We start from the raw sequence: 26,048 nt of genomic DNA on the forward strand, positions 1-26,048 counted from the left end.
TATGGAAAAAAGTTAAGCTTTCTCCAGACCAAACGCTTTATGCAGGGCGCGGACGGCCAGTTCCATGTATTTTTCGTCGATCAGGACCGAAATCTTGATCTCGGAAGTCGAGATCATCATGATGTTGATGCCCTCTTCCGCCAGGGTGCGGAACATCTGCGAAGCGACGCCCACGTGGCTGCGCATGCCGACGCCGACTGCCGAGACCTTCGACACCTTGGCGTCGCCGAGGATGCGGGTGTAGCCGAGATCGTGGCGCTGGCTTTCGAGCACCGCCATGGCGCGCTGGTAATCGTTGCGCGAGACCGTGAAGGTGAAGTCGGTCTTGCCATCCACCGACTGGTTCTGGATGATCATGTCCACTTCGATGTTGGCGTCCGAAATCGGACCCAGGATGTGGAAAGCGACGCCCGGCTTGTCGTTCACGCCGATGACGGTAATCTTGGCTTCATCACGGGTGAATGCGATACCGGAGATGACGGCTTGTTCCATGTTGGTTTCTTCCTCAAACGAAATCAGGGTGCCGGACTTGGCTTCTTCTTCCAATGGCATCAGGGGATTGGTCAGCGACGACAGCACGCGCGTCGGGACTTGGTAGTTACCGGCGAATTCGACCGAGCGGGTCTGCAGCACTTTCGAGCCGAGCGAGGCCAGCTCCAGCATCTCTTCGAAGGTGATCTTTTCCAGGCGGCGCGCTTCGTCGACCACGCGCGGGTCGGTCGTGTAGACGCCGTCGACGTCGGTGTAGATCAGGCATTCGTCGGCCTTCAGCGCGGCGGCGATCGCCACGGCCGAGGTGTCCGAACCGCCGCGGCCCAGCGTCGAGATGTTGCCCTCTTCGTCCATGCCCTGGAAGCCGGTGATGATGACGATCTTACCCGCGTCGAGGTCGGCGCGCACGCGCGTGTCGTCGATCGACTGGATGCGCGCCTTGGTGAAGGCGGAGTCGGTGCGGATGCCGGCTTGCCAGCCGGTGTAGGAAACCGCGTCCTTGCCGATGGCCAGCAGCGCCATGGCCAGGAGGCCGACCGAGACCTGCTCGCCGGTCGAGGCGATCATGTCCAGCTCGCGCGGATCCGGCTGCGCCATGATTTCCTTTGCCAGGCCGATCAGGCGATTGGTTTCGCCCGACATCGCCGAAGGCACCACGACGATCTGGTGTCCGGCGTCGTGCCACTTGGCGACGCGGGCCGCAACGTTCTTGATGCGGTCCGTCGAACCCATCGACGTACCACCGTATTTGTGGACAATTAATGCCATAACAGGAAGCTTCCCAGCATGTAAAGGTGAAAAGGGGAACACCTACTCTAGCATGTTGCACTGCAAGATCGCAATGAGGGGAAGTTCGAAAAGCTATATGAAAAGAAAATAAAGTAATACGCTTTTCGAATAGAAACTATTTCGCTGTACTTTCCCAGCGCAGGGACACGGTGTCGGCGGCGGCGGCGAAGTGATGGCAATCCATGCCCAGCCCCGCGGCGAACAGCAGGTCGCGCCCGCTGCTGACGATCGGCAAACGGGTACGTTCCCAGGCGGGAATGTCGACAGCCTGGTAATGCGCTTTCAGCGGACGGGTCGGCCGGTTCGCGGCAAGCTTGAGGCGCTCGCCGCCTTTGCGGAAATCGATCACCAGTTCCTGCTGGCGCAGCCAGGCCGGGTCGAAGCCGATGCCCGGCGCGCCCGTTTCGAAGTGCAGCACGCCGCCGTAATCCGGAAACGCGATGTTGCCTTCGCCCTGCCAGCGGAAGGACTGCCCTTCCCGGTCGAGCACGCCTTCGTCGTCGGGGTCGCGCATGCCGGGAAGATCGGGTAGCTTGGGTGTGACGTACAGGCGGTCGCGGTGGCGCCGCAGGTGACAGGCCGGGTGCGTGACCAGGAGCTGGGCGTCATGTCGCGCCTCGATCAGTTGCGCCACCAGTTCCGCCAGCCAGGCCGTCGAGGGCATCGCCAGGTTCTGTCCGGCAAACCAGTAGCGCAGCAGGTTGTAGACACGGTCCAGGCTCATGCTCCGCAGGCGGGGGACGTCGATGGCACCGTCGACCAGGGCCGCGTCCAGATCCTGCGCCGCCAGTTCCGTCAACAGGCGCTGGGCCGACTGGGCGTGCGCGGCGCTGCGCGCGAACCTGGCCTGGAAGCCGGGAAAAGCTTGCGCCAGCGCCGGCATCACCTGGTGGCGCAGCGCATTGCGGGCGTAGCGCGGATCCAGGTTGGACTCGTCCTCGACCCAGTCCAGGCCCTCATCACGCGCATAGGCTTCGAGTTCCGCGCGCGACAGCGGCAATAAAGGCCGCGCCATCACGAGATCGGGATTGCCCAGCAGTTCGGGCGCGCTGTTGGCCGCGTCCATTCCGGACAGCCCGGCCGGCCCGGAGCCGCGCAGCAGTTGCAGCAGCACGGTTTCGGCCTGGTCGTCGAGATGGTGAGCCGTCAAAAGCAGCGTCGCGCCGTGTTCGCGGCACATGGCGCCGAGGGCGCGGTAGCGCAGCTTGCGCGCCGCCGCCTCGGTACCGGTGCCGGCACCATCGACGGCCACCTGGTGCACATCGAAACGCAGGCCGCGCGCACTTGCGCTTGCGGCGACGTGGTTTTGCCAGGCGTCGGCGTGCGGGCTGAGTCCGTGGTGCACGTGGAAAACGAAGAGCGGCAGCGACTGTGCCTGGCACCAGCTGGTGGCCAGTTGCAGCAAGGCCATCGAATCGAGGCCGCCGCTGCAGGCGATTGCTACCGAGGAAGGGGAAAACTGGTCGCGCAGCGCAGCCAGTGCGCGCGCGAAAATGGCCGGGACGGACCCGGCTTGAGGACTGCTCACTGAATGAAACTCACTCGTCGCTTGGCGTGGTTTCCTTGAACTTACCGTAAGCCATCAGTTTCTGGTGACGGGCTTCCAGCAGGTCCTTGGTCTTCATGCCCTGGAACTGGCGCAGGGTATCGGCCAGCGCGCGCTTGAGCATCTGCGCCATGCCCTTCGGATCGCGGTGGGCGCCGCCCAGCGGCTCGGTGACGATCTTGTCGATCACGCCCATGGCTTTCAAACGGTGCGCGGTCAGGCCCAGTGCGTCGGCGGCGTCGGCCGCGCGCTCCGAGGTCTTCCACAGGATCGAGGCGCAGCCTTCCGGCGAAATGACCGAATAGGTCGAGTATTGCAGCATCAGCACGGCGTCACCCACGGCAATCGCCAGCGCGCCGCCGGAACCGCCTTCGCCGATGATGGTGGCGATCAGCGGCACTTTCAGCTCGGCCATCACGTACAGGTTGTGGCCGATCGCTTCCGACTGGCCGCGCTCTTCGGCGTCGATGCCGGGGAAGGCGCCCGGGGTGTCGACGAAGGTGAAGATCGGCAGGTTGAATTTCTCGGCGACCTTCATCAGGCGCATCGCCTTGCGGTAGCCTTCCGGTTTCGGCATGCCGAAATTGCGCATCGCGCGCTCTTTGGTGTCGCGGCCCTTCTGGTGGCCGATGACCATGCAGGCCTGGCCGTTGAAGCGCGCGAGGCCGCCGACGATCGACTGGTCGTCCGCGAAGGTACGGTCGCCGTGCAGTTCGTGGAAGTCGGTGAAGATCGCGTTCACGTAGTCCATGGTGTAAGGACGTTGCGGGTGACGGGCGATCTGCGAAACTTGCCACGGGGTCAGCTTGGCATAGATGTCCTTGGTCAGCTGCTGGCTCTTCTTGTCGAGGCGGTCGATCTCTTCCGAGATGTCGACGGCGGAATCGTCCTGGACGAAACGCAGCTCTTCGATCTTCGAATCGAGCTCGGCAATAGGCTGCTCGAAACTGAGGAAAGTTGTTTTAGTCATTGTACCTCCGGGGTTGTTCTGAGGCCGGGGCGCTGGGCGGCCACGCGGCGATGCTGCATTTTGGCGCTATTCTACCGTACCGGACGCCGCTGCGGACGCCAAACCTGAGGCAGAACCCGGGTCGAGACTACGCCACAGATACCAGGTGGCAACCGTGCGCCACGGTTCCCAATTGGCGGCGACCTCGCGCGCATCGCTGCGCGACACTGGTTCGCCGGAGAAATAGTTCTGACTGATGCCCTGGATCAGGCCGGCGTCGTCGAGCGGCAAGACGTTCGGGCGCAGCAGGTTAAAGATGAGGAACATCTCGGCGGTCCAGCGGGTGATGCCGCGGATCTGCACGAGTTCGGCGATCACCGCCTCGTCGTCCATTTCGGACCAGAGGTTGGTGTGCACGCGCTTGGCCTTGAAATGGTCGGCCAGGTCGAGAATGTATTCGGTCTTGCGTTTCGAGAGGCCGCAGGCGGACAGCTGTTCGGCGCCGAGCTTGATGATCTGGCCTGGCGTCAGCTTCGGGCAGCAGGCATTGAGCTTGGCCCAGGCGGCGTCGGCGGCTTTCGGCGTGACCTGCTGGCCGACGATCGAACGGGCCAGGGTCGTGAACGGATCGGGGTGCCCTTTCAGGTGCATGTCGCCGAACTGCGGGATGAGACGCTTCATGATGCGGTCGCGCCGCATCAGCTCTTCCTTGGCTTCGGCCCAGTACGCGGGCACCTCGAATTCCGGCACGCTTGCGCCGCCGTTGTCCTTTTCCGCTGCCATCATGCGCGACGCCAGTTCGTCGTCCCGTCCGGTTTGTCTTCCAGGATGATACCGGCGGCCAGCAGCTCGGCGCGGATGCCGTCCGCTTCGGCGAAGTTACGGGCCTTCTTGGCGGCGGCGCGCGCAGCGATCAGGTCGGCGATCTCGGCTTCGCCCAGGCCGCCCTGGCTGCTGCCGCCGCGCAGGAATTCCTGCGGCACGCGCTCCAGCAGGCCCAGCACGCCGGCCAGGGCCTTCAGCTGGCGCGCGGCCGGCAGCGACTTGGTACGGTTGACTTCGCTTGCCAGGTCGAACAACTCGGCCACGGCCAGCGGCGTGTTGAAGTCGTCGTCCATCGCTTCGCGGAAGCGCTGGGCGTGGGCCTCGCTCCAGTCCACCGCCGGGGTCTCGCTGCCGAGGTCGACGTCGCTGAGCGCCGTGTACAGGCGGGTCAGCGCGCCCTTGGCGTCGTCGATATGGGCGTCGGAATAGTTCAGCGGGCTGCGGTAGTGGGTGCGTGCGATGAAGAAGCGCACGACTTCGGCGTCGTACTTCTTGAGCACCTCGCGGATCGTGAAGAAGTTGCCCAGGGACTTGGACATCTTTTCGTTATCGACGCGCACGAAACCGTTGTGGATCCAGTAGTTAACCATCGGACCGCCGAAAGCGCCCTCGCTCTGGGCGATCTCGTTCTCGTGGTGCGGAAACTGCAGGTCCTGGCCGCCGCCGTGGATGTCGAAGTGTTCGCCCAGCAGCGCGCAGCTCATGGCCGAGCACTCGATGTGCCAGCCCGGACGGCCGCGGCCCCATTTCGAATCCCATTTGGCTTCGTCCGGCTCGGACTCCTTGGCCGCTTTCCAGAGCACGAAGTCGAGCGGATCGTGCTTGCCGGTATTCACGTCGACGCGCTCGCCGGCGCGCAGGTCGTCCAGCGACTTGCCGGAGAGCTTGCCGTAACCGTCGAACTTGCGGACGGCGAAGTTGACGTCGCCGTCTTCGCTGCGGTAGGCCAAGCCTTTTTCCTCGAGCATGCCGATGATCGACAGCATGCCCGGCACGTGCTCGGTGGCGCGCGGCACGAAGTTCGGCGGCAGGATGCCCAGCGCGGCCGTGTCTTCGTCCATGTACTGGGTGAAGCGGTTCACCAGCGAGGACATGGTCTCGCCGTTTTCGGCGGCGCGCTTGATGATCTTGTCTTCGATGTCCGTGATATTACGCACGTACTTGACTTTGTAACCCGATTCCATGAGCCAGCGATAGATGACATCGAACGCCATCATCATGCGCGCGTGGCCGACGTGGCAGTAGTCGTAGACGGTCATGCCGCAGACATACATGCCGACCTTGCCGGCCTCCTTTGGTACGAATACCTGTTTTTCGCGCGCCAGCGTGTTGTAGATCTTTAATTGGCTCATGGGTGATGATGTTTCGAGAGGGGATCGGAAGTCCGGAACAATACGAGTCCCGCACACGTTCGCTTTTATATGGCGCGTGCCGGGATTGCCTCTTGCGTCGGAACCGTCAGCCCTCTTTGTTGTTCTTGGATACCACTACTTTTGATAGAATGGGACGTTCTGCGCAAAGTATAGCATTGATAAAATCCCGACTGGCCGCATATGGCTCAGGTTTATTTTTCTGCAAAAGACTTGACAGGGCTTTGCGCCACGTCCACCGAGGAGACGCTCCATGCACGCACAAAAACAATCCCGCCGCGCTCTCTTTGCCCGCCTCGCCGGCGCCGCGGTCGCCCTGGCCTTTGCCGGCCACGCTGTCGCTGCCGACAATCCGCAGGTCGCGATCAAGACCACCATGGGCGACATCGTCGTCGAACTCGACGCCGAGCATGCGCCCAAGAGCACGGCCAATTTCCTGCAATACGTAAAGTCCGGCTTTTACAAGGGCACGGTGTTTCACCGCGTGATCGACGGCTTCATGATCCAGGCCGGCGGCTACACCGAAAAGCTGATCGACAAGCCCGGCGTGCGCAAGCCGATCCCGAGCGAATCGAAGAACGGCCTGTCGAACAAGCCGTACACGCTGGCGATGGCGCGCACCAGCGACCCGAATTCGGCCAGCTCGCAGTTCTTCATCAACGTCAACGACAACGCCGGCCTCGATTATCCGGGCCAGGACGGCACCGGCTATACGGTGTTCGGCCGCGTCGTGCAGGGCCAGGAAACGGTCGACAAGATCAAGGGCGTGATGGTCGACGACATGCGCGGCATGCAGAACGTGCCGGTGACGCCGATCGTGATCCAGTCCACCACCGTCCTTACGGGCGATAAGCTAGTAAAATAACGGTCTTGCATTCTTTTTCAACAAATAGAACAGGATTACCCATGACTTCCGTACTGCTGACCACCAACAAGGGCAACATCACCATCGAACTCGACGCCGAGAAAGCGCCGAAGACCGTTGCCAACTTCCTGGACTACGTGAACAAGGGTCACTTCACCAACACCATTTTCCACCGCGTGATCAAGGACTTCATGATCCAGGGTGGCGGTTTCGAGCCGGGCATGAAGCAGAAACCGACCGACGCGACCGTCGAGAACGAAGGCAAGAACGGCCTGAAGAACGACAAGTACACGATCGCCATGGCCCGTACCTCGGCGCCGCATTCGGCATCGGCCCAGTTCTTCATCAACACCAAGAACAACGACTTCCTGAACTACCCGGGCCAGGACGGCTGGGGCTATGCCGTGTTCGGCAAGGTTACCGCCGGCACCGAAGTCGTCGATGAGCTGAACAAGGTCGCGACCTCGCGTTCGGGCATGCACGCCGACGTGCCGGTCGAGCCGATCATCATCGAAAAAGCCGAAGTAATCTAAGCTCAGTTGCCAAGATAACTGCAGCAAGTTTTATCTGACCCTCGCGCGGGAGCCCGTTTGTCCACATCCACTCCCGCGCGCACGGCCGCGCTCTTCATTTCCGACCTGCACCTGCAGGAATCCCATCCGCGGACCGCCGAGGCCTTCTTCCGCTTCCTGGGCGAGCAAGCTGCGCACACGCGCCGGCTCTATCTGCTAGGCGACATCTTCGAATACTGGGCCGGCGACGACGATCTCGATACACCCTTCCATGCACGCGTGATCGCGGCCCTACGCGCCTTGAGCGACGCCGGGGTCGAGTTGTTCTGGATGGCGGGAAACCGCGACTTCCTTGTCGGCAGCGGCTTTGCGCAAGCGGCCGGCCTGCGCCTGCTGGACGAGCCGCACGTGGCAAATATTGGCGGACAGCGCATCGCCCTCGTACACGGCGACGCCGAGTGCACGCTCGATACGAAGTACATGGAATTTCGCGCGATGGTGCGCGACAAGAAGTGGCAGGACCAGTTCCTGGCCATGCCCCTGGCCCAGCGCAAGGCCATCATCGCCGGCTTGCGCGAAGGCAGCCGCGAGGCCCACACGACCAAGTCCTACGAAACGATGGATGTCACGCCTGAGGCGATCGAATCCGTCTTTACGGCGACAAGCGCCGAGGTGCTGATCCACGGCCATACCCACCGCCCTGCCCTGCACCTGCACGGCGGCAAGCGCCGCTATGTCCTGCCCGATTGGGAGCTGGATGCCCAGCCCCCGCGCGGCGGCTGGATCGCCGTCGACGACCATGGCGCCATCACGCGCCATGGTCTCGACGGCTTGCCCGTCGACCCTGCCTGATTACAGGTTCGACTGCAGCAGCGCGTAGCGCGTCATGCCGTACAGCTTGTCACCGAGGACCGTGACGGCGCCGATGTCGGCATTGCCCCAACCAAAGCTTGGCGTGGACACGACACCCGCCGGGCTGATCTTGCGCACGCTGCCCTGGCCGCTCAGGTAGAGGTTACCCTGAGCGTCGATCGTCATGTGGTCGATCTCGTAGAAGCCGAGCGTGGCGGTGTTGACCGAACCGTCGACATTGCCTGTTTCATTGAACGGCGTGCCGGCGAACACGGACAACACACCCGCAGTGGACAGCTTGTAGACGGCGACCGTGGCGGTGTCGGCGATATAGATATTGCCGGCGGCGTCGATCGCGACCGATTGCGGAGTGAATTTCGCATCCGGGCGTCCCAGCAGGCTCTGGACCTGGGCCAGGGTGACCAGCGGCGTCGCGGTACCGTCCGGCGCCACGCGCATCACCTGCATCGACTCGGTGCCGGTCACGATCACGGCGTTACCGTTCGGATCGACCGCCAGGTTGACCGCCTTGATGCTCGCGTTCGGGGTCGTCACGTTGCCGTTCAGGATACGGCGCAGGCCGGTCGTCTGGGAGACCCACAGGCTGCCATCCTTGCCGGCCGCGATGCGCTGCGGGGTGTTGAACCGTGCCGACGCCAGTGGGCCGTCGGTCGTGCCCGGCGTGTTGACTGCGCCGCCGACGGTCGTCACGAAGCCGGCCGTGGTTGCCTTGCGCACGACGTGCGTGGCCGGGTCGACCATGTACAGGCTGCCGTCGGTGCTGGCCGCCAGCGCGCTGAAGGAACCGAAGCGCGCCGCGATGCCCGGGCCGTCGACCGTGCCGCGCAGTGCCGGGGTGCCGGAGATGGTCGTCACGGCGCCGCTCAGGCTGATCTTGCGCAGGATTTCCTGGCCGCTGTCGACGACGATCAGGCTGTTGCTCTTGGCATCGTAGGTGATCGACAGCAGCGCGCCGAACATCGCGGCCGTACCCTGGCCGTCGGCGTAGCCGCGCTTGTTATTGTCGCCTGCGAGCGTGGTCACGACGCCGGCCGACGTCACCTTGCGCACCTTGGCCAGGTCGGTCACGTAGATGTCGCCGTTCGGCAGCACGGTCATGCCGGTGATGGCCATGAAGCGCGCCGCCGCGCCGGTGCCGTCTTCGGACGTCGTGCCGAGCAGTTTGCCGGCGAGGAGCGCCAGCGAGCCGCCGGCGTCTTTCCAGATGCGGTTGTTCGAGTCCGAGAAGTACAGGGTGCCGTCCTGCGCGCGCGCGATGCGCTGCAGGGTGATCGTTGCGCTCGGATCCGGCTGGTTGTATTCCTGGGTGGTGACCACGCCGGCCGCGCTCACGCGGCGGATCGCGGGCTTGGCGCCGTTGGTATCGATCACGATCACGCCACCGGCGTTGTCGGACACCATGGAACCCGGACGCTCGAAGCGTGCCGCGCTGGTGGTGCCGTCGGTGCGGACCGAAGCCGCCGTGATGTTCTTGCAGACGTTGGAGCCGGCGCCGGCCAGGGTCGAGACGGTACCGTCGCCGCTGACCTTGCGGATTTCGCCGTTGCAGCCGTCCGACACGAACAGGTTGCCCTGGGCGTCGAAGGCGAGGCCGCCGGCGCCGCCGAGCCAGAACTGGGCGGTATCGGCCGAGCCGTCGGCCATGCCTGGACGTCCGGTCTTGCCGGCAAAGGCGCTCACCGCACCCGCTTCGCTGACCTTGAAGATGGTATGCGGACCGGCGTCGGCCACATACAGGTTGCCCGAGCCATCGGCGGCGACCGCCAGCGGCTCCTTCAATGCGGTGGACAGGCCGGCCACCTGGCCAGCGACCTGGTTCGCCAGCACCGGCGCGCATGCCACGATGGCATTGGTGACGTTGGCATTGGCCGCGCCCGAGCCGTTGGAGACCTGGCAGGTGTAACCCGACGGCGGAACGGCCGTGAGGTTGTAGGACGCGCCTGCGTTGAGTTTGGCATCGAGGGTGAAGGCGCCATTGGCGGTGACGAGTTTCTGATCGCTGCCATTGGAGACGGTGACCGGCACGCCCGGGGCCAGGCCGTAGACGGTGCCGCCCAGCGTGTACTGGGTTGCCGATGGCGGCGGCGTCGTACCGGTCCCGCCACCACCACCGCTGCCGCCACCGCCACCGCCACCGCCGCCACCGCAACCGGCCAGCAACACCAGCAGTGCCGTAGCAACTGCGTATTCAAAACGTTTGAGTTTCACTTTTTTCTCCTTGAGCACTTTCTAGCTGGCGCACCCTGCGCCGTTCACCTATCGACACGCGTCGTAACGATACAAAAATTACAAGAAAATTTGATAATTGATTTTTGCACATTTTTTTTGAAGGTGTCGCTCAATAGAATTCACGCTGGAAACGCATGCGGACAGGGTGAAATAGTTGGTGAGTTTTCAGGCAACTTTTTGGCTTATGATGCCGAGTTGAAATACCTGCGCCTGGGATAACGGGCTATGCAGGCTCGACTCACCGGTTCGAGTTACCTTTTTCGCAGTTCACGCCGGCTTTTCTGCACTTCGTCGCATTTGCCCTGCTTCAAAAAGTGTCACTGTTATAGTTCACTACAACACCACAGCGATACTTCACCACCAGGAGCCAGACATGACACAGCGCACTGCAGCACCCGGGCGACAGGGGGGCCATCCATGAACATTGGCTGGAACGACAACGCACCGATTTACCGCCAGCTGAAGGACCGGGTCATCGACATGATGCTCGACGGCGTCCTGAAAGCGGGCGACGCCCTGCCCTCGGTCCGCCAGATCGCGGCCGAGTACCAACTGAACCCGATCACCGTTTCCAAGGCTTACCAGGAACTGGTGGACGAAAACCTAGTAGAAAAAAGAAGGGGGATAGGCATGTATGTCACTGAAGGAGCGAGCGAGAAACTGCTTGCAAGCGAACGCGAGCGCTTCCTGCGCGAAGAATGGCCGGCGATGGTCGAACGGATCCGCCTGCTGGGCCTGAACGTCGAACAATTGCTGCATACCGCGCAGCCGGGAGGTTCAGCATGAGCGCCGTGATTTCCGCCCGTGGCCTGACCAAGCGCTACGGCAAGCAAACCGCCATCGACGGCATCGACTTCGACATCCCGGCCGGCCGCATCGTCGGCCTGATCGGCCCCAACGGCTCGGGCAAGACCACGACGCTCAAGGCCGCCCTGGGCCTGATCCCCTTCGACGGCGAACTGACGGTGATGGGCCACGACCCGCGCACCCAGCGCGACGCCCTGATGCAGGACGTTTGCTTCATCGCCGACGTCGCCATCCTGCCGCGCTGGCTGCGCGTAATGGACGCCATCGATTTCGTGGCCGGCGTGCATCCGCGCTTCGACCGCGCCCGCGCCGAGAAGTACATCGCCAATACCCGCCTGAAGCCGGGCATGAAGGTCAAGGAAATGTCGAAGGGCATGATCGTGCAGCTGCACCTGGCGCTCGTGATGGCGATCGACGCCAAGCTGCTGGTGCTCGACGAGCCGACGCTGGGCCTCGACATCATCTACCGCAAGCAGTTCTACCAGAACCTGCTGGAAGACTATTTTGACGAGAACAAGACCATCATCATCACGACCCACCAGGTCGAGGAAGTCGAGCACATCCTGACCGACCTGCTCTTCATCCGCGACGGCAAGATCGTGCTGGCCGCCTCGATGGACGAAGTCGGCGAGCGCTATGTCGAAGTGATGGTCGCCGCCGACAAGGTGAATGCGGCAAATGCCCTGCAACCCCTGGACCAGCGCACCGTGTTCGGCAAGAACGTAATGCTGTTCGACTCGGCACGTGCCGGCGGCGTCTCGCGCGCCCAGCTGGCCGCCTTGGGCGAGACGCGCAACCCGAGCGTCGCCGACCTGTTCGTGGCAACGATGAAAGGAACCTACGCATGAATACGATGAAATGGCTGCTGCGCCGCGAGTTCTGGGAGAACAAGGGCGGCTTCGTGTGGGCGCCGCTGATCGCCGCGATCATCATGGTGGTGCTGGTCGGGGGCGTGGTCGGCTACGGCGTCGCCAGCGGCAAGATGGCGACCGAAAACGTCACCATCCGGGTCGAAGGCGAAACCGTGCACACGACCTCGGTCAACGTGGCGAAGTCCGTCACGCCCGAAATCCGCGAACGGATGGCGAGCGTCGCCGCGAATAACTACATCGCCGTCGGCGCGCCGATCTTCTTCGTGCTGCCGATCGTCGCCTTCTTCTACTGCCTGGCCGCCCTCTACGACGACCGGCGCGACCGCAGCATCCTGTTCTGGAAGTCGTTGCCGATCTCGGACGCCGATACCGTGCTCTCCAAACTGGTGACGGTGCTGGTGGTCGCGCCCCTGATCACGATCGGCGTGGCCACCGCCGCGGCGCTGGCGATCCTGCTCTTCGCCGGGATCGCGACCAGCTACCACGGCGTCAACCTGTTCGGCGCGGTGCTCACCAACGTCAACTTCTATCTGGCGCCCTTCTACCTGGTCGGCATGCTGCCGGTCTACATCCTGTGGGCGCTGCCGACCGCGGGCTGGCTGCTGCTGGTGTCGAGCTGGGCCAAGTCGAAGGTCTTCCTGTGGGCCGTGGGCGTGCCGCTGATGGCCGCCGTGCTGCTGAAATGGCTGGACTTCCTGCTCGGCATGGCCGGCGGCGTCACCATCAATGCCGACTGGATCATCAACAACGTGCTGGAAGCCATCCTGCTCGGCCTGGTCCCCGGCACCTGGTTCATGGGCGCCAGCGACCTGCCGGCGCCGACCAACAGCGGCGTCCCTCTGCTGCCGATGCTGAGCTACTCGTGGTCGACCCTGGCCAAGCCGGCTCTCTGGGGCGGCGTGGTGGCGGGTGTGGCGATGATCCTGGCTGCGATCCGCCTGCGTCGCTGGCGCGACGAGGGTTAATGATGAAGCGCACATTGATCGGATGTGCGCTCGCTTCCCTGCTCCTCGGCGGCCCGGCCGCCGCGGCGCCGGAAGTAGATGAGCCGACAACGGTGCATGTGAATGCGATCCGTAAGCCGGAACTGCGCAAGTACAAGTCGATCGTGGCGGGCCTGGATGCTTTCGACGAATACCATGCGCTGGCGCCAAAGGTCCCTGCCCTGCAGTTCCGTATCCGGCACCGCACCGGCATCACTGTGCCGGACCCGAAGGATGCGCTGGGCGTACGGCTCGAAGGCGACGGCGGGTTCGTCCTGCCGATCGCGCTCGACAGCGCCAGGCTGTTCACGGTGCCGCGCAGCGAGGCGGCCCTCGACGCCAACAGCGAACTGGTGCTGAACCAGACGCGGCGTTACTACCGGATGGTGCCCTACATCCGCACGCCCGGCTTGCCGGACAATGTGCGGCGCCTGGGCGACCTGCGGCTCGAGTGCAAGGTCCTGATCGGCATCGGCAAGGCGGAGATTCCGATGCTGGCCAAGCTGGCCATCACGGGCGTGCTACGTACGAGCGACTGGTGCGGGTTCTTCGACCGCAAGGACTATACCTTCAGCTTCACGACCGACGAGCAGGTCGTCGCGGCCGTGCTGCGCGAAGGCGAACGCAGCGAAGAGCTGAAAACGGAGGACCACAGCTTCAGCGTGGCCCTGTTCGAACCGGGCTGGAGCGATAATGCCCTGATCGAGCTCAGCTTTGAAGAGCCGAGAGTCAAGCCGGTGACGACTGCGGCCCTTACTGGAACTGCTGCCGAAACGCCTCGAACTGCGCCTTGAGGTTCTCGAGTTCGCCGCGCAATGCGGCGACTTCTTCTTCCAGCTGGCCGATGCGGGACGATGGCGCGGCCGGAGCGGAGACGGCGCCGAAGGCCGAATCCTCGCGGGCGGTGGAGATCTCGCCGCCCAGCAGCTGGCCGTAGCGCGATTCCTTGGTGCCGGGCGCGCGTTCCAGCTTCGCTACCAGCGGCGGATATTTATCGATCAGGAACTGCAGCGTCGCTTCGACATCCGCCACCGTCTTGAACTCGTGCAGGCGGCCGGTGCGGGTACGGATCTCGCCGGCGGTCTGCAGGCCGCGCAGCATCAGCACGGTCAGTACGGCGACCTTGTCCTGCTCGAGCGTCCACTTGATGCGCATGCGGTGCTCGTACTTGGTGACGCGGGCACCGGCGGCGCTCACGCCGCTGACCAGGCGCCGCTCGATCAGGCGCTGCAGCGTGTCCTGCACCGTCTCTTCCGACAGCTGCATTACCGGATCGCGGCTCGACAGCTGGTTGCAGCCGTTGACGAGCGCGTTCAGCGACATCGGATAATTGTCGGGCGTGAGCGCTTCTTTTTCGGCCAGCACCGCGAGCACGCGGATCTCGAAGGGGTCGAGCACGGGCGTACTGCCCTCGCCGGCAATCGTTTCTTCAGTCATGAGATTCCTTAATCGACCAGCCGGTTCAGTTCGGCCGAATCGAGTTTATCACCCTCGCAGATGTTCGGACAGGCGATCCCGGCCGCCTTGATGGTGGCCGTCAGCTTTTCCAGCTGCTCGTCCTGGCGCGCGACGTGGTCGATCAGGCCGCGCAGGGCCTTCGACAGCGGGTCGTCGCCGTTGGGCGTGACGCCGTAGGCCGCGAACATGCGCGCGCTCCTCGACTGGTCTTCCTTGCGGATGATATGGGCCGGGTTGCCGACCGCCGTGGCGCCGGCCGGCACCGGCTTCACGACCACGGCGTTCGAGCCGACCTTGGCGAATTCGCCGACCGTGAACGCGCCCAGTACCTGGGCGCCGGCGCCGACGATCACGCCGCGTTCGAGCGTCGGGTGGCGCTTGGTGCCGGCCACCAGCGTGGTGCCGCCCAGGGTCACGCCCTGGTAGATGGTGCAGTCGTCGCCGACGACGGCGGTCTCGCCGATCACCACGCCGAAACCGTGGTCGATGAAGACGCGGCGGCCGATGGTCGCGCCGGGGTGGATTTCGATGCCGGTGATGACGCGCGCGAGGTAGGAAATGAAGCGGCCGAGCCACTTCAGGTTCAGCTTCCAGCAGGCATGCGCCCATTTGTGCATGACGATGGCGTGCAGGCCGGGGTAACACGTGAGCACTTCCCAGCCGTTACGGGCGGCCGGGTCGCGTTCGATGATGCTGTTGATATCTTCGCGCAACGAGGAAAACATAATAAATACAGAAGGAAAATCAGCGGCAATGGTAGCTCATACCGTTGCGGATTGCTTGGCAGGGGGTCAATTTGGGGGGGTGGCGGCAGGCAGGGCGTTGGCTCTGCCAAAGGGATGCCACCGTCCGCGCGGGCATGCCCGCCCTACGTTACGCCTCGACCACAGGCAGTAGCGCACCGTAGGGCGGGCATAGAGAAACCGTGATCAAGACCACTGGTCTTGATCACCCCGCGCGTCAAACAGTGTTTGAAACCAGGCTAAGGATTTAGCACTGGTAGCACAAGCATCACGCCCCGCGCTGGCGGCGGGCTTCGTACAGGCAGACGCCCGAGGCGACCGAGACGTTCAGGCTTTCGACCGAGCCGAACATGGGGATGGAAACGAGCAGGTCGCAGGTTTCGCGGGTCAGGCGGCGCATGCCCTCGCCTTCGGAACCCATCACCAGCGCGACCGGACCGGTGAAGTCGGCTTCGTACAGGCCCTTGTCGGCGTCGTCGGAGGTGCCGATCAGCCAGATGCCGCGCTCCTTGAGTTCGCGCATGGTGCGCGCCAAGTTCGTCACGGTGATGTAGGGGACGGTCTCGGCGGCGCCGCTGGCGACCTTGGCCGCGGTGGCGTTCAGGCCGACCGCGCGGTCCTTCGGCACGATGACCGCGTGCGCGCCGACGCCGTCGGCCACGCGCAGGCAGGCGCCCAGGTTGTGCGGGTCGGTGATGCCGTCGAGGATGAGCAGCAGCGGCGGGCCGTCGATGGCATCGAGCAGCTCGTCCAGGTTGCGCGCCAGCGCCAGCTGGCTGGCGAAGGCGATCACGCCCTGGTGGCGGCGGGTGCCGACGATCTTGTCGAGGCGCGCGGCGTCGACCGGCATGACGCGCACGCCGGCTTCTTTCGCGCTGGCGATCAGGGCCTTCATGCGGGCGTCGTTGCGCTCGGCATCGACAAAGATCTCTTCCACCGATTGGGCCTCGTGGCGCAGGCGCGAGGTCACCGCGTGGAAGCCGAAAATCATTTTATTCTTCATGCGTTACTTTTCTTCTTGCTGCTCGTTTTGGATGGGGTTGCCGCCTTGGCGGCGGACTTGGTGGCGGCGCTCTTTTTGGCGACGCTCTTTTTTGCCGCAGGGGCTGGCGCGGCGGCTTCGACAACCGGGGCTGCCTCGGCCTTGACGGCACGGGTGCGGCGCGGCTTGGCCGGCGCTTCGGCTGCGCCTTCCGGCGCCGGGGCCGGTGCCGCGACTGCAGGCTCGGCGGCCTTGGCTTTGCGTGCCCGCTTTGGTGCGGCCGGGGCCTCGACTACCGGCTCGGCAATCTCAACCGGCGCGGCCTTGGCCTTGCGTGCGCGCTTGGCAGGGGCAGGTGCTTCGGTCTCGACCGGCGCAGGCTGCGCGACGGCTGCCGGCAGGTCTTCGGCCTTGGCCTTGCGCGAACGGCGCGCAGGCTTGGCCTCGGCCACCTCGACCGGCTCGGCGACCGGTTCGATCACCGGCTCAGGCGTCATCTCCGCCAGCTGTTGCGCAGCCAGCTCGCGTGCCGCAGCACGCTCCTTGCGTCCGCGGCGCGAACGCTTGTTGCGGCCGCCCTTGCCTTCTTCGCGCGCTGCGGGTGCGGCAGCCGGCTGGGTGTTGGCAAGGATGCGATCGAGCTTGCTGCCTTCGCGTTCTGCCTGAGGCTGCGCCGGCGTTGCCGCCACGCTGCCCTCGGGCGCCAGCACCAGGTCGATCTTGCGTGCTTCCAGGTCGACCTTGGCCACCTGTACCGTCACGCGGTCGGTCAGGCCGAAGGTTTTACCGGTACGTTCGCCGCGCAGCAGGTGTCGCGCTTCGTCGTACTGGAAGTAGTCTTCGCCCAGGCCCGTCACGTGGACCAGGCCTTCGACGTAGAGCTCATCCAACTGCACGAAGATGCCGAAAGTCGTCACGCCGGCGACGATGCCGGTGAAGGACTCGCCGAGTTTATCCTGCATGAAGTAGCACTTCAGCCAGTTCTCGACGTCGCGCGAAGCTTCGTCGGCGCGGCGCTCGTTGGCCGAGCAGTGCACGCCCAGCGCGTCCCAGATCGTCAGGTCCTTCTCGTCCTTGGCCTTGCCCTCGGCCTTGTCCTTGGCCATCTGCTTGCGCGTGGCGTTCGACACGGTCGTGTTCAGCTTGGTGAGGTCGATGCCCTTCGGCTCGTACTTTTTACCAGCCAGCACCGCCTTGATGGCGCGGTGGGTCAGCAGGTCAGGGTAGCGGCGAATCGGGCTGGTGAAGTGGGCATAGGCCTCGTAGGCCAGGCCGAAGTGGCCGACGTTGTCCGGGCTGTAGACGGCTTGCTGCATCGAACGCAGCAGCATGGTCTGCAGCAGGGCCGCGTCCGGACGCTCCTTGATCTCGCGCATCAGGGCGGCGTAGTCGCCGGCGGTCGGCTTGGTGCCGCCGCCCAGGTTCAGGCCCGTCATGCGGAGGAAGGTACGCAGCTGGTTCAGCTTTTCCTCGGTCGGCGTGGCGTGGATGCGGAAAGTACCCGGATGCTTGTGGCGGATCAGCAGGTCGGCGGCGCAGACGTTGGCGGCCAGCATGCATTCCTCGATTAGGCGGTGCGCATCGTTGCGGGTGCGCGGGATGATCTTTTCGATCTTGCCCATCGCATTGCAGACAATATAGGTCTCCGTCGTCTCGAAATCGATCGCGCCACGGATCTGGCGTGCACCCAGCAAAGCCTGGAACACGCCGTTCAGGTTCAGCAGGTGCGGCACGATGGCCGGACGGCGGTTCGCCTCCTCGCCGCGCGGATCGTCGAGGATCTCGGCGACCTGGTTATAGGTCAGGCGCGCGGCCGAGTGGATGACGGCCGGATAGAACTGGTAGGCCGTCACTTCGCCCGCGGCGCTGACGACCATGTCGCACACCAGGCTGAGGCGGTCGACGGCCGGGTTCAGCGAACACAGGCCGTTCGACAGTTTCTCCGGCAGCATCGGAATGACACGGCGCGGGAAGTAGACCGAGGTGCTGCGCTCGATGGCGTCGCCGTCCAAGCCATCGTTCGGCTTGACGTAGTGGCTGACGTCGGCGATCGCGACCAGCAGGCGGTAGCCGGTCTCGCGGCCCATCTTGATCGGTTCGCAATAGACGGCGTCGTCGAAGTCGCGCGCGTCTTCGCCGTCGATGGTGACCAGGGGCACGTCGCGCAGGTCGACACGGTCGACGAGGTCGCTGTCGACCACTTCGTTCGGCAGGCGGTTGGCCTGTTTCAGCGCGTTCGGCGAGAACACGTGCGGCACGCCGAACTTGCGCACGGCGATTTCGATTTCCATGCCCGGGTCGTCCAGCTCGCCGAGTACTTCGACGATGCGGCCGGTCGGCTGCTGGAAGCGCGCCGGCTGTTCGATCAGCTCGACGCTGACGACCTGGCCGGACTTGGCCTTGCCCGGCGAACCGGCGACCAGGATGTCCTGGTTCATGCGCTGGTCTTCCGGCGAGACGATCCAGACGCCGCCTTCGTTGAGCAGGCGGCCGATGACGTGGGTATTCGCGCGCTCGACGACTTCGACAATCGTGCCTTCCAGGCGGCCGCGGCGGTCGGTGCCGGTGACTTTCGCCAGCACCTTGTCGCCATGCAGCACTTTCTGCATTTCCTTATCGTTGAGGAAGAGGTCGTTGCCCGGCTCGTCCGGGATGACGAAGCCGTAGCCGTCGCGGTGGGCGCTGATCCTGCCGGCGATGAAGCCGGACTGGTCGGCCAGCGACCAGGTGCCGTTACGGTCGCTGCGCAGTTGGCCGTCGCGTTCCATGGCATTCAGGCGGCGTCCGAGCACTTCGACCGCGGCGGGCTTGACGTTCAGGGCACGTGCGAGCGTGGTCGCATCGAGCGACGTCCCTGCGTTACGGAACACGCCGAGGATTTCCTCTCGGCTAGGAATAGTATGAGTAGGTTGCTTCAAATCGGTTTTCTTGGATTCTTATTAATGATGTCCGGACCGGCCGGACCATGGTTGGATTGACACCTTGTGCAGGCGTAGTGTAACGGAGGACCCTGTGATTCGCCTAACTAAGCGTGCGAGGCGTGCTTGGCATGACCATGCCAGCAGGTCTTTGACTTTTGCAAACCTTCCGCTATAATCTCGGCTCTTTCGCAACGACAGCATTGTGAAGCGAAAGAAAAGCAGTGGCAGTAGAAGGATTTCGGCGCCGGAGCAGCGAAAGTTGATCTAGCGAAAAACAAGAAAGCCTGATATTGTATCAGCTTCGGTAGGTTGTAACACATTGCCCACGTGGCGGAATTGGTAGACGCGCATGGTTCAGGTCCATGTGCCGCGAGGTGTGGGGGTTCGAGTCCCTCCGTGGGCACCAACTACTGGATGTACTCCGCTGTATCTTGTCGTGCCGTTGTAAATGTAATGCTGTATTAAATGCCCACGTGGCGGAATTGGTAGACGCGCATGGTTCAGGTCCATGTGCCGCGAGGTGTGGGGGTTCGAGTCCCTCCGTGGGCACCATCTACTGGCAGTACTCCGCAGTATCTTGTTGTACCCGTTGTTGTCGTACCTGGTTGTATCTGTAGGCCCACGTGGCGGAATTGGTAGACGCGCATGGTTCAGGTCCATGTGCCGCGAGGTGTGGGGGTTCGAGTCCCTCCGTGGGCACCAAAAGCTTTTCTGGTTGAAGTCCGGCCGGCGCAAAACGCCGCAATCTTTGCAAAAGGATTGCGGCGTTTTGCGTTGTGGCCTGCCCTTTATCCTGCGGCCAGGTCGTCGAGGATCGGGCAGTCGGCGCGCTCGTCGCCGTGGCAGGATGCGGCCAGCCTCGACAGCGTCCGCTTCATCGCCTCCATCTCCGCGATTTTCTTTTCCAGTTCATCGATATGGCTGCGCGCCAGCGCGCGCACGTCGGCGCTGGCACGCGCCTTGTCCTGCCACAGCGCCAGCAGGTCGCGGATCTGTTCCAGCGAAAAACCCAATGCCCGCGCCCGGTGGATGAATTGCAGCACCTGCACGTCGCGCTGCGCGTAGAGGCGATAGCCGGCCTCGGTGCGGCGCGCGGCGTCGATCAGGCCGATGGATTCGTAGTGGCGGATCATCTTGGCGGACACGCCGGAGGCTTTCGCGGCCTCGCCGATATTCAATGCATTCATGCCCGGCAGGATACACCTTCCCATCGTGGGAAGCTCAAGGCCCGCGCACGCCTGGCGCGACAGGCGTTGCGAAAAGCTCATCGTTGCTAAATAATAGACCGGGTTAGCCCGCAGGTCGCCGATCGTTGTATTCATAGAGAACCGAGGAGACATAGATGTTCACGAGTCCGGAACAATTCGCATCCGCTACCAAGACCCTGTTTGACCTGCAAATGCAGACCTTCGACATGCTTGCCAACAAGACCGTCAAGGGACTGGAACAGGTGATGAACCTGAACATGGCCACCGCCCGCAGCACCATGGACAAGACGCTCGAAGCCAGCCGCGACCTGTCCCAGGCGCGCGACGCCCGCGCCGCCTTCGACGCCCTGTCGGCCCGCATGGCGCCGAACATGGGTGACAGCGCCGAGTACCGCGCCCAGTTGAAAGTCATCATCGACGACATGCAAAGCGAATTCCGCCGCGCCGCCGACGTCCACGTGGCAGAGGCAAAAAGCACGCTGTCGGCGCTGATCTACGACGTGACGCAGAACGTCAAGCCCGGGTCGGAGAACGCCGTCGAAATCATCAAGGCCGCCATCGACAATGCCTTCAAGGGCTACGAGCAGGTCACCCAGGCCACGCGCGCAGCCGTCCAGAATGTCGAGGAGCAGATCGCCAAGGCGTCCTCGCTCGTCAATCCGGGGACCGACAAGCCGGCAACAAGCGAACAGGCTGGCGAGAAGCCGGCGCAGTAAGCTTCACAAGGCAACAGGGCGGCAGTGCTGCCCTGTTGGGGCGGCAGTGCCGCCCTGTTGGGGCGGCGCGAGCCGCCCTGGAATATTCTTTCACTTGAAGCTCTTTGGTGAAAGAATATTTCACCTCCCCTCTTCTTGCGGCACGATCCCCAGCAGTTCCTCGACATGGGCCAGCGCGCCCGCATCCTTCACGACCGTCTTGAGCCACAGGTGCAAGGGCTGCTCGCCCCAGCGCGCCGCCTTGTCTGCCAAGTAAGCCACCGGGCTGTGCGGCTCGGTCTGGCGGAAGAACTCGGCCACCGCGCGCAGCTGGCTCAGGGCCTGGGCGCGGCTGGCAATCGCGCCGGAGACCGCCGGGAATGCCACGGCCGCCGGCAGGAGGGCCGCCGATGGCGACGCGGCCGCCACCGTTCCCGCGGCGGGTGCGGCGACGGCAGTCGCGGCCGGCGTGACGAAATGCGCCAGGTTCTGCAGCGCCGTGCGCGCGCTGCTGAAGCCCGGTCCGTCGGCCTCGAAGCGGACATCGAGCGCCGCTTCCATTTCGCCCAGCGCCGCCAGGCAGTGATTGCAGTCGTCCAGCAGCGCTTGCTGGAATGCGCGCGAGGTGCGCCCGCGGGCCGCTTCCACATTGGCGATCGCCTCCGCCCCACGGGCGCGCGCCGCCTCGATGTCGCGCATCGAAAAGGCCGTCCCTTCGGTCACCGGGCACTGCGCAACCAGTTGCGGCACGCGCGCCGACAGCCAGCTCAGGTTGCCGATGCGCCGCTCGAAACCGTCTTCGTCGGCCTGCGGATACAGGTCATTCCAGTAGCGCTCGCACAGCGCGGCGATGACCTGCAGGGCGTCGCCCAGCAGACGCAGGCCGGCCGTCTTGGCGCTCGCCTCGGCCAGCCAGACCGCCAGCTGCAGGTCCTTGCTGCGCGTTTCGATCAGCTGCGCGCAGCGTTTCGTCACGAACTTCCAGTCCGCTTCCTTCAGCGTCGTGACCCAGGCGCCCTGCTCGATCGAGGGATCGTCGGCTTTGCGCGCCTGGGCGATCGCGTCCAGTTCAGGGGAGAACGCGAGGTCCTCGCCGCAGGGAGAAGCCGCGCTGACGGGCTTGAGTAGTGCGTCGACAGTGAACATGTCCCCCTCCGCTTATTCCACCGCTTCGATCGCGTACTTGAACTTGCCCGCCTTGGTCGCGCCGACCTTGATGCGCGCGATGGCGCCACCTTCGGCCATCTTCGCCAGCACGCTGTCGGCGATCTCGGGCAGCAGCGTCCCGTTCAAGATCATGTCGACGTTGCGCGCGCCCGAATCGACCTCGGTGCAGCGCGCCAGCACGGCATTCACCAGCGCCTCGTCGTATTCGAAGGTGGCGCCGTGGTTGTCGCGCACGCGCTGGCCGATGCGGTTCAGTTTCAGGCGGATGATATTTGCCAGCACCTCGTCGGCGATCGGATAGAAGGGTACCGTGCAGAGGCGTCCGAGGAAGGCCGGCTTGAACTGCTTCATCAGCTGAGGGCGGATCGCATCAAGCAGCTGCTCGGGCTTCGGCATCTCGGCCGGCGTCTTGTTCAGGCAAGCCTGCATCATCGTGGAAGACGCCGTATTCGAGGTCAGGATGATGATCGTGTTGCGGAAGTCGATCTGGCGGCCTTCGGCGTCGTCCAGCACGCCCTTGTCGAACACCTGGAAGAAGAGTTCCAGCACGTCCGGATGCGCCTTTTCGACTTCGTCGAGCAGCACCACGCTGTAGGGATTGCGGCGCACCGCTTCGGTCAGCACACCGCCTTCGCCATAGCCGACATAGCCCGGCGGCGAGCCTTTCAGGCTTGATACGCTGTGCGCTTCCTGGTACTCGCTCATGTTGATGGTCACGAGTTTTCGCTCGCCGCCGTAGAGCAGGTCGGCCAGCGCCAGCGCGGTTTCGGTCTTGCCCACGCCCGAGGTGCCGACGAACAGGAACACGCCCTTCGGCTTGTTCGGATCGTCAAGGTTGGCGCGCGCCGTGCGTACGCGCTGGGCCACGGCGGCGGTCGCGTGCGACTGACCGAGGATGCGCTCGTCCAGCAGGGCCTGCAGCTGCAGCACCGTCTTGATTTCGTCCTTCACCATGCGGCCCAGCGGGATGCCGGTCCAGCCGGCGACGATGCCCGCCACGGTGTGGCCGTCGACCTGCACCGGCACAAGCGGCGCTTCGCCCTGCAGGCCGCGCAGTTCCGCGACGGCCGCCTTCAGGGCGGGCGCATCGCCCTTCCCGCCTTCGAGTTCGCCGCGCATGCGGGCGATCTCAAGCGTCAGCACGCGCTCCTGTTCCCAGCGCGCCGTCAGGCGCTCCTGCTCGGTCAGCGCGGCCATCCGTTCGCCGCGGAGCACCATCAGGCGCGCCGTGTGCTCGCCACCGGCGCTCTGCTCGCGCTCCAGCGCCGCGATCTGGGCGTCGATGCGCTCTATGCGGCGCATGCAGGCTTCCAGCAGGGCCGGCGTCGCGCTCTGGCCCAGCGCCACCTTGGCGCAGGCCGTGTCCAGCACGCTGATCGCCTTATCGGGCAGCTGGCGCCCGCTAATGTAGCGGTGCGAGAGGCGTACCGCTTCAAGAATCGCGTCGTCGTACACGCGCACACCGAAGTGGGCCTCCATCAGCGGCGCCATCGCGCGCAGCATGGCGCAGGCGGTCTCCTCGTCCGGCTCCTCGACCTTGATCACCTGGAAGCGCCGCGCCAGCGCCGCATCCTTCTCGAAATACTTCTTGTACTCGCCCCAGGTGGTGGCCGCGATGGTGCGCAGCTCACCGCGCGCCAGGGCGGGTTTCAGCAGGTTCGCCGCATCGTTCTGGCCGGCCGCGCCGCCGGCGCCGATCATCGTGTGGGCTTCGTCGATGAAGAGGATGATCGCGTGCGGACTCTTTTTCACTTCCTCGATCACGTTCTTCAGGCGGTTCTCGAACTCGCCCTTGACGCTGGCGCCGGCCTGCAGCAGGCCCATGTCGAGGGTATGGATCTCGACCCCGCGCAGCACCTCCGGCACGTCGCCCTGCACGATGCGCAGCGCCAGTCCTTCGACCACGGCCGTCTTTCCGACGCCGGCTTCGCCGGTCAGGATCGGGTTGTTCTGGCGGCGCCGCATCAGGATATCGATCGCCTGGCGGATTTCCGGATCGCGCCCGATCACCGGATCGACCTTGCCTTCGCGCGCGCGCTGGGTCAGGCAGGTCGTGAACTGGTCCAGTGCCGGCGTCTTGCCGGGCGCCCGCGCTTCCAGTTCGCCCACGGGGTCGCCGCCCTGCCCCGGCGTCATGCCGGCGGCGGGGGCGACCGTTTCACCCGATCCGCGCGTGAGCTTGTCGAAGTCGTGCTTCAGGCGGTCGAGGGGGAAATCGGCGAACAGCGGCGACGCACGCTGGGCTAGCTGCGCCAGGCTCGGTTCGGTCAGCAGCGCCAGCAGCAGGTGGCCGCTGCGAATGGTGTTGGGTCCGTTCGTTCCCAATGATGCGATCAGCCATGCATGCTCGAGCAGCGTCGGCAGGTGCTTCGAGAACACCGGCGTGCGCGTGCTGCCGGCGGCAAAGCGCGCCACCTCGTGGCGCAGGTCGGCTTCCAGGCCGCTGACGCTGATGTCGCAGGCGCGCGCGGCGACGACCAGGTCGCAGTCGGGCTGCTCGAGCAGCGCCAGGAATAGGTGTTCGATATCGACTTCGTACTGGCCCAGCCCGACGCAGATATTCGCCGCGCGCGTGGCGGCCAGGCGCGTCGCGTCGTTCAGTTTGCCGATCAGGGTCTTCAGGTTGATGTCCATTTGTCGCGTCCTTGGTGTCGGGTTATGCCTGGCGCCGGCCACTGGCGGGCCGCGCCGTTTTCCTGATCGCGTAGTGCAGCGAAGACGGCTGCAGCACGGCGCTGAAATGTACGGTGTCGCCGCCGGCGTCGAGCTCGAGGCGGGCGTGGATGATGAAATCGAGCCGGTTGACGCTGCCCTCGACCAGCTCGAGGCGCGCGCTGACCTCCTTCAGGCGCGGCTCGTGGGCTTCGATGGCGCACTTCAAGCCGGCGCAGATGGCGGCGCGGTCTTCCTCGCTGGAGAGGCAGAAGCCCGCGAAATCGACCAGGCCATAGTTGAGGATCGAGGCGCGCGCCAGCGGGAAGCGTTCGAACACGGCGGCCGGCAGGCCCGCGCGGGTGTTGAGCAGGGCTTCGAGGTCGCGCGCGACGTGGTCCTTGATCTGCTCGATGCCCAGGCCCTCGCCCGGCGGGCGCGTCGAGTGTGCCGTTGCGCCCGTCAGGTTGCGCTCGTCCATCAGCCGGTCGAGCAGGCCGGGGCGGAAGCCTTTCATCGGATCTCCTGCGACAATATAGGGAGCCTTGGTGAGCCGCCGCGGAGGCGGTGCACCAAGGCTCTTTACCTCTTCAATCAGACGATCTTGTTGGTCGCCAGGTCCCAGCCGCCCGAGGTATTGCCGCCGGCGCCGCCGGTGACCTTCTGCTGGGTGTACTTCCATTTGATCTTCGAGAACTTCAGGCCGACCTTCTCCTGGATGATCGCGCCCTCTTCCACCTTCGGCTTGATCGCGCCGATCAGGACGTTCTCCAGCTCGATCTCGAAATACTTGATGCGGTCGCCCTGGCCGTCGGCGCGCATGAATTCCAGTTTCGCCTTGGGGATGGTCTTGCCGGCCGAGCAGGTCTGCAGCAGGATCGGCGAAGCCAGGTCCGCCAGCTTGTCGATCACGACTTCCTCGTGCTCGCAGCGCTCGGCCGTGTGGCCGCCGCCGGTCGATGCCGTGGCCGAACGCGGCTGCTTCACGCCCCAGGTCACCGAGGTGCACTCGATCCAGTCCTTGTGCTTGTCGTCCATCGACTCGCCCTTGATGCCGTCGATCTGCAGATATACGTCGATTGCCATGTTTGCTAGCTCCAGTTCAGGTTA

23 protein-coding genes and 3 tRNA genes are annotated in these 26,048 nt (G+C 64.4%); 11 read left to right on the forward strand and 15 right to left on the reverse strand.

The window, feature by feature from the left end:
• Positions 1-12: 12 nt before the first annotated feature.
• The 5 genes from C2862_RS15985 to cysS form a co-directional block, all read right to left on the reverse strand.
• Entirely contained in the window at positions 13-1,260 is a 1,248-nt protein-coding gene (locus tag C2862_RS15985; RefSeq protein ID WP_136221129.1) for an aspartate kinase, read from the reverse strand.
• Between the two features lie 136 nt (positions 1,261-1,396).
• The gene (gene tilS / locus C2862_RS15990; protein WP_136221130.1) at positions 1,397-2,809 is read right to left on the reverse strand and encodes a tRNA lysidine(34) synthetase TilS; all 1,413 of its coding nucleotides are present in this window, start codon (positions 2,807-2,809) and stop codon (positions 1,397-1,399) included.
• Between the two features lie 10 nt (positions 2,810-2,819).
• A complete protein-coding gene (locus tag C2862_RS15995) occupies positions 2,820-3,797 on the reverse strand; it encodes an acetyl-CoA carboxylase carboxyltransferase subunit alpha (protein ID WP_136221131.1) in 978 nt (325 codons plus the stop codon).
• A 66-nt stretch (positions 3,798-3,863) separates the two neighbouring features.
• Positions 3,864-4,559 carry a DNA-3-methyladenine glycosylase gene (locus C2862_RS16000; RefSeq protein WP_136221184.1) on the reverse strand — a complete coding sequence of 232 codons (696 nt, stop codon included), beginning with the start codon at positions 4,557-4,559 and terminating at the stop codon, positions 3,864-3,866.
• Positions 4,559-5,953 (reverse strand): cysteine--tRNA ligase, encoded by a 1,395-nt coding sequence (gene cysS / locus C2862_RS16005; protein WP_136221132.1) that lies wholly within the window; start codon positions 5,951-5,953, stop codon positions 4,559-4,561. The genes C2862_RS16000 and cysS overlap by 1 nt, the downstream gene beginning before the upstream one ends.
• A 271-nt stretch (positions 5,954-6,224) precedes the next feature.
• Here cysS and C2862_RS16010 point away from each other — a divergent pair, with 271 nt between their 5' ends.
• Genes C2862_RS16010 through C2862_RS16020 form a run of 3 tightly spaced genes read left to right on the forward strand, consistent with a single transcriptional unit; the run spans position 6,225 to position 8,200 of the window.
• On the forward strand, positions 6,225-6,836 hold the full coding sequence (locus tag C2862_RS16010; RefSeq protein ID WP_136221133.1) for a peptidylprolyl isomerase: 612 nt from the start codon (positions 6,225-6,227) through the stop codon (positions 6,834-6,836).
• A gap of 41 nt (positions 6,837-6,877) precedes the next feature.
• Positions 6,878-7,369 carry a peptidylprolyl isomerase gene (locus C2862_RS16015; protein WP_136221134.1) on the forward strand — a complete coding sequence of 164 codons (492 nt, stop codon included), beginning with the start codon at positions 6,878-6,880 and terminating at the stop codon, positions 7,367-7,369.
• A gap of 57 nt (positions 7,370-7,426) precedes the next feature.
• On the forward strand, positions 7,427-8,200 hold the full coding sequence (locus C2862_RS16020; RefSeq protein WP_136221135.1) for a UDP-2,3-diacylglucosamine diphosphatase: 774 nt from the start codon (positions 7,427-7,429) through the stop codon (positions 8,198-8,200).
• On the opposite strand, the gene C2862_RS16025 is transcribed toward C2862_RS16020, so the two are convergent.
• Positions 8,201-10,429 carry a hypothetical protein gene (locus C2862_RS16025; RefSeq protein WP_168710083.1) on the reverse strand — a complete coding sequence of 743 codons (2,229 nt, stop codon included), beginning with the start codon at positions 10,427-10,429 and terminating at the stop codon, positions 8,201-8,203.
• A 438-nt stretch (positions 10,430-10,867) separates the two neighbouring features.
• Between C2862_RS16025 and C2862_RS16035 the strand changes: the two genes are divergently transcribed.
• Genes C2862_RS16035 through C2862_RS16050 form a run of 4 tightly spaced genes read left to right on the forward strand, consistent with a single transcriptional unit; the run spans position 10,868 to position 13,906 of the window.
• Entirely contained in the window at positions 10,868-11,236 is a 369-nt protein-coding gene (locus C2862_RS16035) for a GntR family transcriptional regulator (protein ID WP_136221137.1), read from the forward strand.
• On the forward strand, positions 11,233-12,105 hold the full coding sequence (locus tag C2862_RS16040; RefSeq protein ID WP_136221138.1) for an ABC transporter ATP-binding protein: 873 nt from the start codon (positions 11,233-11,235) through the stop codon (positions 12,103-12,105). Before C2862_RS16035 ends, C2862_RS16040 begins: the two co-directional genes overlap by 4 nt.
• A complete protein-coding gene (locus C2862_RS16045; protein WP_136221139.1) occupies positions 12,102-13,094 on the forward strand; it encodes a hypothetical protein in 993 nt (330 codons plus the stop codon). The genes C2862_RS16040 and C2862_RS16045 overlap by 4 nt, the downstream gene beginning before the upstream one ends.
• A gap of 2 nt (positions 13,095-13,096) precedes the next feature.
• The gene (locus tag C2862_RS16050) at positions 13,097-13,906 is read left to right on the forward strand and encodes a hypothetical protein (RefSeq protein WP_136221140.1); all 810 of its coding nucleotides are present in this window, start codon (positions 13,097-13,099) and stop codon (positions 13,904-13,906) included.
• Here the strand turns inward: C2862_RS16050 and C2862_RS16055 are convergent.
• From C2862_RS16055 to rnr, 4 genes are all read right to left on the reverse strand, one after another.
• Positions 13,866-14,549, reverse strand: coding sequence for a YceH family protein (locus C2862_RS16055; RefSeq protein ID WP_136221141.1), 684 nt, complete (start codon positions 14,547-14,549; stop codon positions 13,866-13,868). The genes C2862_RS16050 and C2862_RS16055 overlap by 41 nt on opposite strands.
• A gap of 8 nt (positions 14,550-14,557) precedes the next feature.
• Complete coding sequence (cysE, locus tag C2862_RS16060; RefSeq protein ID WP_136221142.1) at positions 14,558-15,295, reverse strand: serine O-acetyltransferase; 738 nt, start codon at positions 15,293-15,295, stop codon at positions 14,558-14,560.
• A gap of 286 nt (positions 15,296-15,581) precedes the next feature.
• On the reverse strand, positions 15,582-16,316 hold the full coding sequence (rlmB, locus tag C2862_RS16065; protein WP_136221143.1) for a 23S rRNA (guanosine(2251)-2'-O)-methyltransferase RlmB: 735 nt from the start codon (positions 16,314-16,316) through the stop codon (positions 15,582-15,584).
• Positions 16,313-19,213, reverse strand: coding sequence for a ribonuclease R (rnr, locus tag C2862_RS16070; RefSeq protein WP_168710084.1), 2,901 nt, complete (start codon positions 19,211-19,213; stop codon positions 16,313-16,315). Before rnr ends, rlmB begins: the two co-directional genes overlap by 4 nt.
• 324 nt (positions 19,214-19,537) lie before the next feature.
• On the opposite strand from rnr, the gene C2862_RS16075 reads away from it, so the two are divergent.
• The 3 genes from C2862_RS16075 to C2862_RS16085 all read left to right on the forward strand — a co-directional run bounded on the left by C2862_RS16075 (position 19,538) and on the right by C2862_RS16085 (position 19,918).
• Positions 19,538-19,622, forward strand: a tRNA-Leu gene (locus C2862_RS16075).
• 61 nt (positions 19,623-19,683) lie between these two features.
• Positions 19,684-19,768 (forward strand) — tRNA-Leu (locus tag C2862_RS16080).
• Positions 19,769-19,833: 65 nt separating this feature from the next.
• A tRNA-Leu gene (locus C2862_RS16085) sits at positions 19,834-19,918 on the forward strand.
• 86 nt (positions 19,919-20,004) lie between these two features.
• Here C2862_RS16085 and cueR read toward each other — a convergent pair.
• Complete coding sequence (gene cueR, locus C2862_RS16090; protein WP_136221185.1) at positions 20,005-20,394, reverse strand: Cu(I)-responsive transcriptional regulator; 390 nt, start codon at positions 20,392-20,394, stop codon at positions 20,005-20,007.
• 164 nt (positions 20,395-20,558) lie between these two features.
• Here cueR and phaP point away from each other — a divergent pair, with 164 nt between their 5' ends.
• Positions 20,559-21,140 carry a TIGR01841 family phasin gene (phaP, locus tag C2862_RS16095; protein ID WP_136221144.1) on the forward strand — a complete coding sequence of 194 codons (582 nt, stop codon included), beginning with the start codon at positions 20,559-20,561 and terminating at the stop codon, positions 21,138-21,140.
• Positions 21,141-21,260: 120 nt separating this feature from the next.
• Here the strand turns inward: phaP and tssA are convergent, their stop codons facing one another.
• The 4 genes from tssA to C2862_RS16115 all read right to left on the reverse strand — a co-directional run bounded on the left by tssA (position 21,261) and on the right by C2862_RS16115 (position 26,024).
• Positions 21,261-22,265, reverse strand: a complete 1,005-nt coding sequence (gene tssA, locus C2862_RS16100; protein ID WP_136221145.1) for a type VI secretion system protein TssA — start codon at positions 22,263-22,265, stop codon at positions 21,261-21,263.
• Between the two features lie 12 nt (positions 22,266-22,277).
• On the reverse strand, positions 22,278-24,920 hold the full coding sequence (tssH, locus tag C2862_RS16105) for a type VI secretion system ATPase TssH (RefSeq protein WP_136221146.1): 2,643 nt from the start codon (positions 24,918-24,920) through the stop codon (positions 22,278-22,280).
• Between the two features lie 22 nt (positions 24,921-24,942).
• Positions 24,943-25,455, reverse strand: a complete 513-nt coding sequence (tssE, locus tag C2862_RS16110; RefSeq protein WP_136221147.1) for a type VI secretion system baseplate subunit TssE — start codon at positions 25,453-25,455, stop codon at positions 24,943-24,945.
• A 77-nt stretch (positions 25,456-25,532) separates the two neighbouring features.
• Positions 25,533-26,024 carry a type VI secretion system tube protein Hcp gene (locus tag C2862_RS16115; protein WP_136221148.1) on the reverse strand — a complete coding sequence of 164 codons (492 nt, stop codon included), beginning with the start codon at positions 26,022-26,024 and terminating at the stop codon, positions 25,533-25,535.
• Between the last annotated feature and the right edge of the window lie 24 nt (positions 26,025-26,048).

Source organism: Massilia sp. Mn16-1_5, assembly GCF_004798585.1.
GTDB lineage: Bacteria > Pseudomonadota > Gammaproteobacteria > Burkholderiales > Burkholderiaceae_D > Telluria.

Bases quoted from the DNA above. Each gene is read 5' to 3' on its own strand.
- cysS (WP_136221132.1), bottom strand. From the start codon at position 5,953: ATGAGCCAATTAAAGATCTACAACACGCTGGCGCGCGAAAAACAGGTA.
- C2862_RS15985 (WP_136221129.1), bottom strand. From the start codon at position 1,260: ATGGCATTAATTGTCCACAAATACGGTGGTACGTCGATGGGTTCGACG.
- C2862_RS16015 (WP_136221134.1), top strand. From the start codon at position 6,878: ATGACTTCCGTACTGCTGACCACCAACAAGGGCAACATCACCATCGAA.
- C2862_RS15995 (WP_136221131.1), bottom strand. From the start codon at position 3,797: ATGACTAAAACAACTTTCCTCAGTTTCGAGCAGCCTATTGCCGAGCTC.
- rlmB (WP_136221143.1), bottom strand. From the start codon at position 16,316: ATGAAGAATAAAATGATTTTCGGCTTCCACGCGGTGACCTCGCGCCTG.
- C2862_RS16055 (WP_136221141.1), bottom strand. From the start codon at position 14,549: ATGACTGAAGAAACGATTGCCGGCGAGGGCAGTACGCCCGTGCTCGAC.
- C2862_RS16000 (WP_136221184.1), bottom strand. From the start codon at position 4,559: ATGGCAGCGGAAAAGGACAACGGCGGCGCAAGCGTGCCGGAATTCGAG.
- cysE (WP_136221142.1), bottom strand. From the start codon at position 15,295: ATGTTTTCCTCGTTGCGCGAAGATATCAACAGCATCATCGAACGCGAC.
- C2862_RS16050 (WP_136221140.1), top strand. From the start codon at position 13,097: ATGAAGCGCACATTGATCGGATGTGCGCTCGCTTCCCTGCTCCTCGGC.
- C2862_RS16040 (WP_136221138.1), top strand. From the start codon at position 11,233: ATGAGCGCCGTGATTTCCGCCCGTGGCCTGACCAAGCGCTACGGCAAG.
- C2862_RS16035 (WP_136221137.1), top strand. From the start codon at position 10,868: ATGAACATTGGCTGGAACGACAACGCACCGATTTACCGCCAGCTGAAG.
- C2862_RS16010 (WP_136221133.1), top strand. From the start codon at position 6,225: ATGCACGCACAAAAACAATCCCGCCGCGCTCTCTTTGCCCGCCTCGCC.
- tssE (WP_136221147.1), bottom strand. From the start codon at position 25,455: ATGAAAGGCTTCCGCCCCGGCCTGCTCGACCGGCTGATGGACGAGCGC.
- tssA (WP_136221145.1), bottom strand. From the start codon at position 22,265: ATGTTCACTGTCGACGCACTACTCAAGCCCGTCAGCGCGGCTTCTCCC.
- C2862_RS16115 (WP_136221148.1), bottom strand. From the start codon at position 26,024: ATGGCAATCGACGTATATCTGCAGATCGACGGCATCAAGGGCGAGTCG.
- phaP (WP_136221144.1), top strand. From the start codon at position 20,559: ATGTTCACGAGTCCGGAACAATTCGCATCCGCTACCAAGACCCTGTTT.
- C2862_RS16045 (WP_136221139.1), top strand. From the start codon at position 12,102: ATGAATACGATGAAATGGCTGCTGCGCCGCGAGTTCTGGGAGAACAAG.
- tssH (WP_136221146.1), bottom strand. From the start codon at position 24,920: ATGGACATCAACCTGAAGACCCTGATCGGCAAACTGAACGACGCGACG.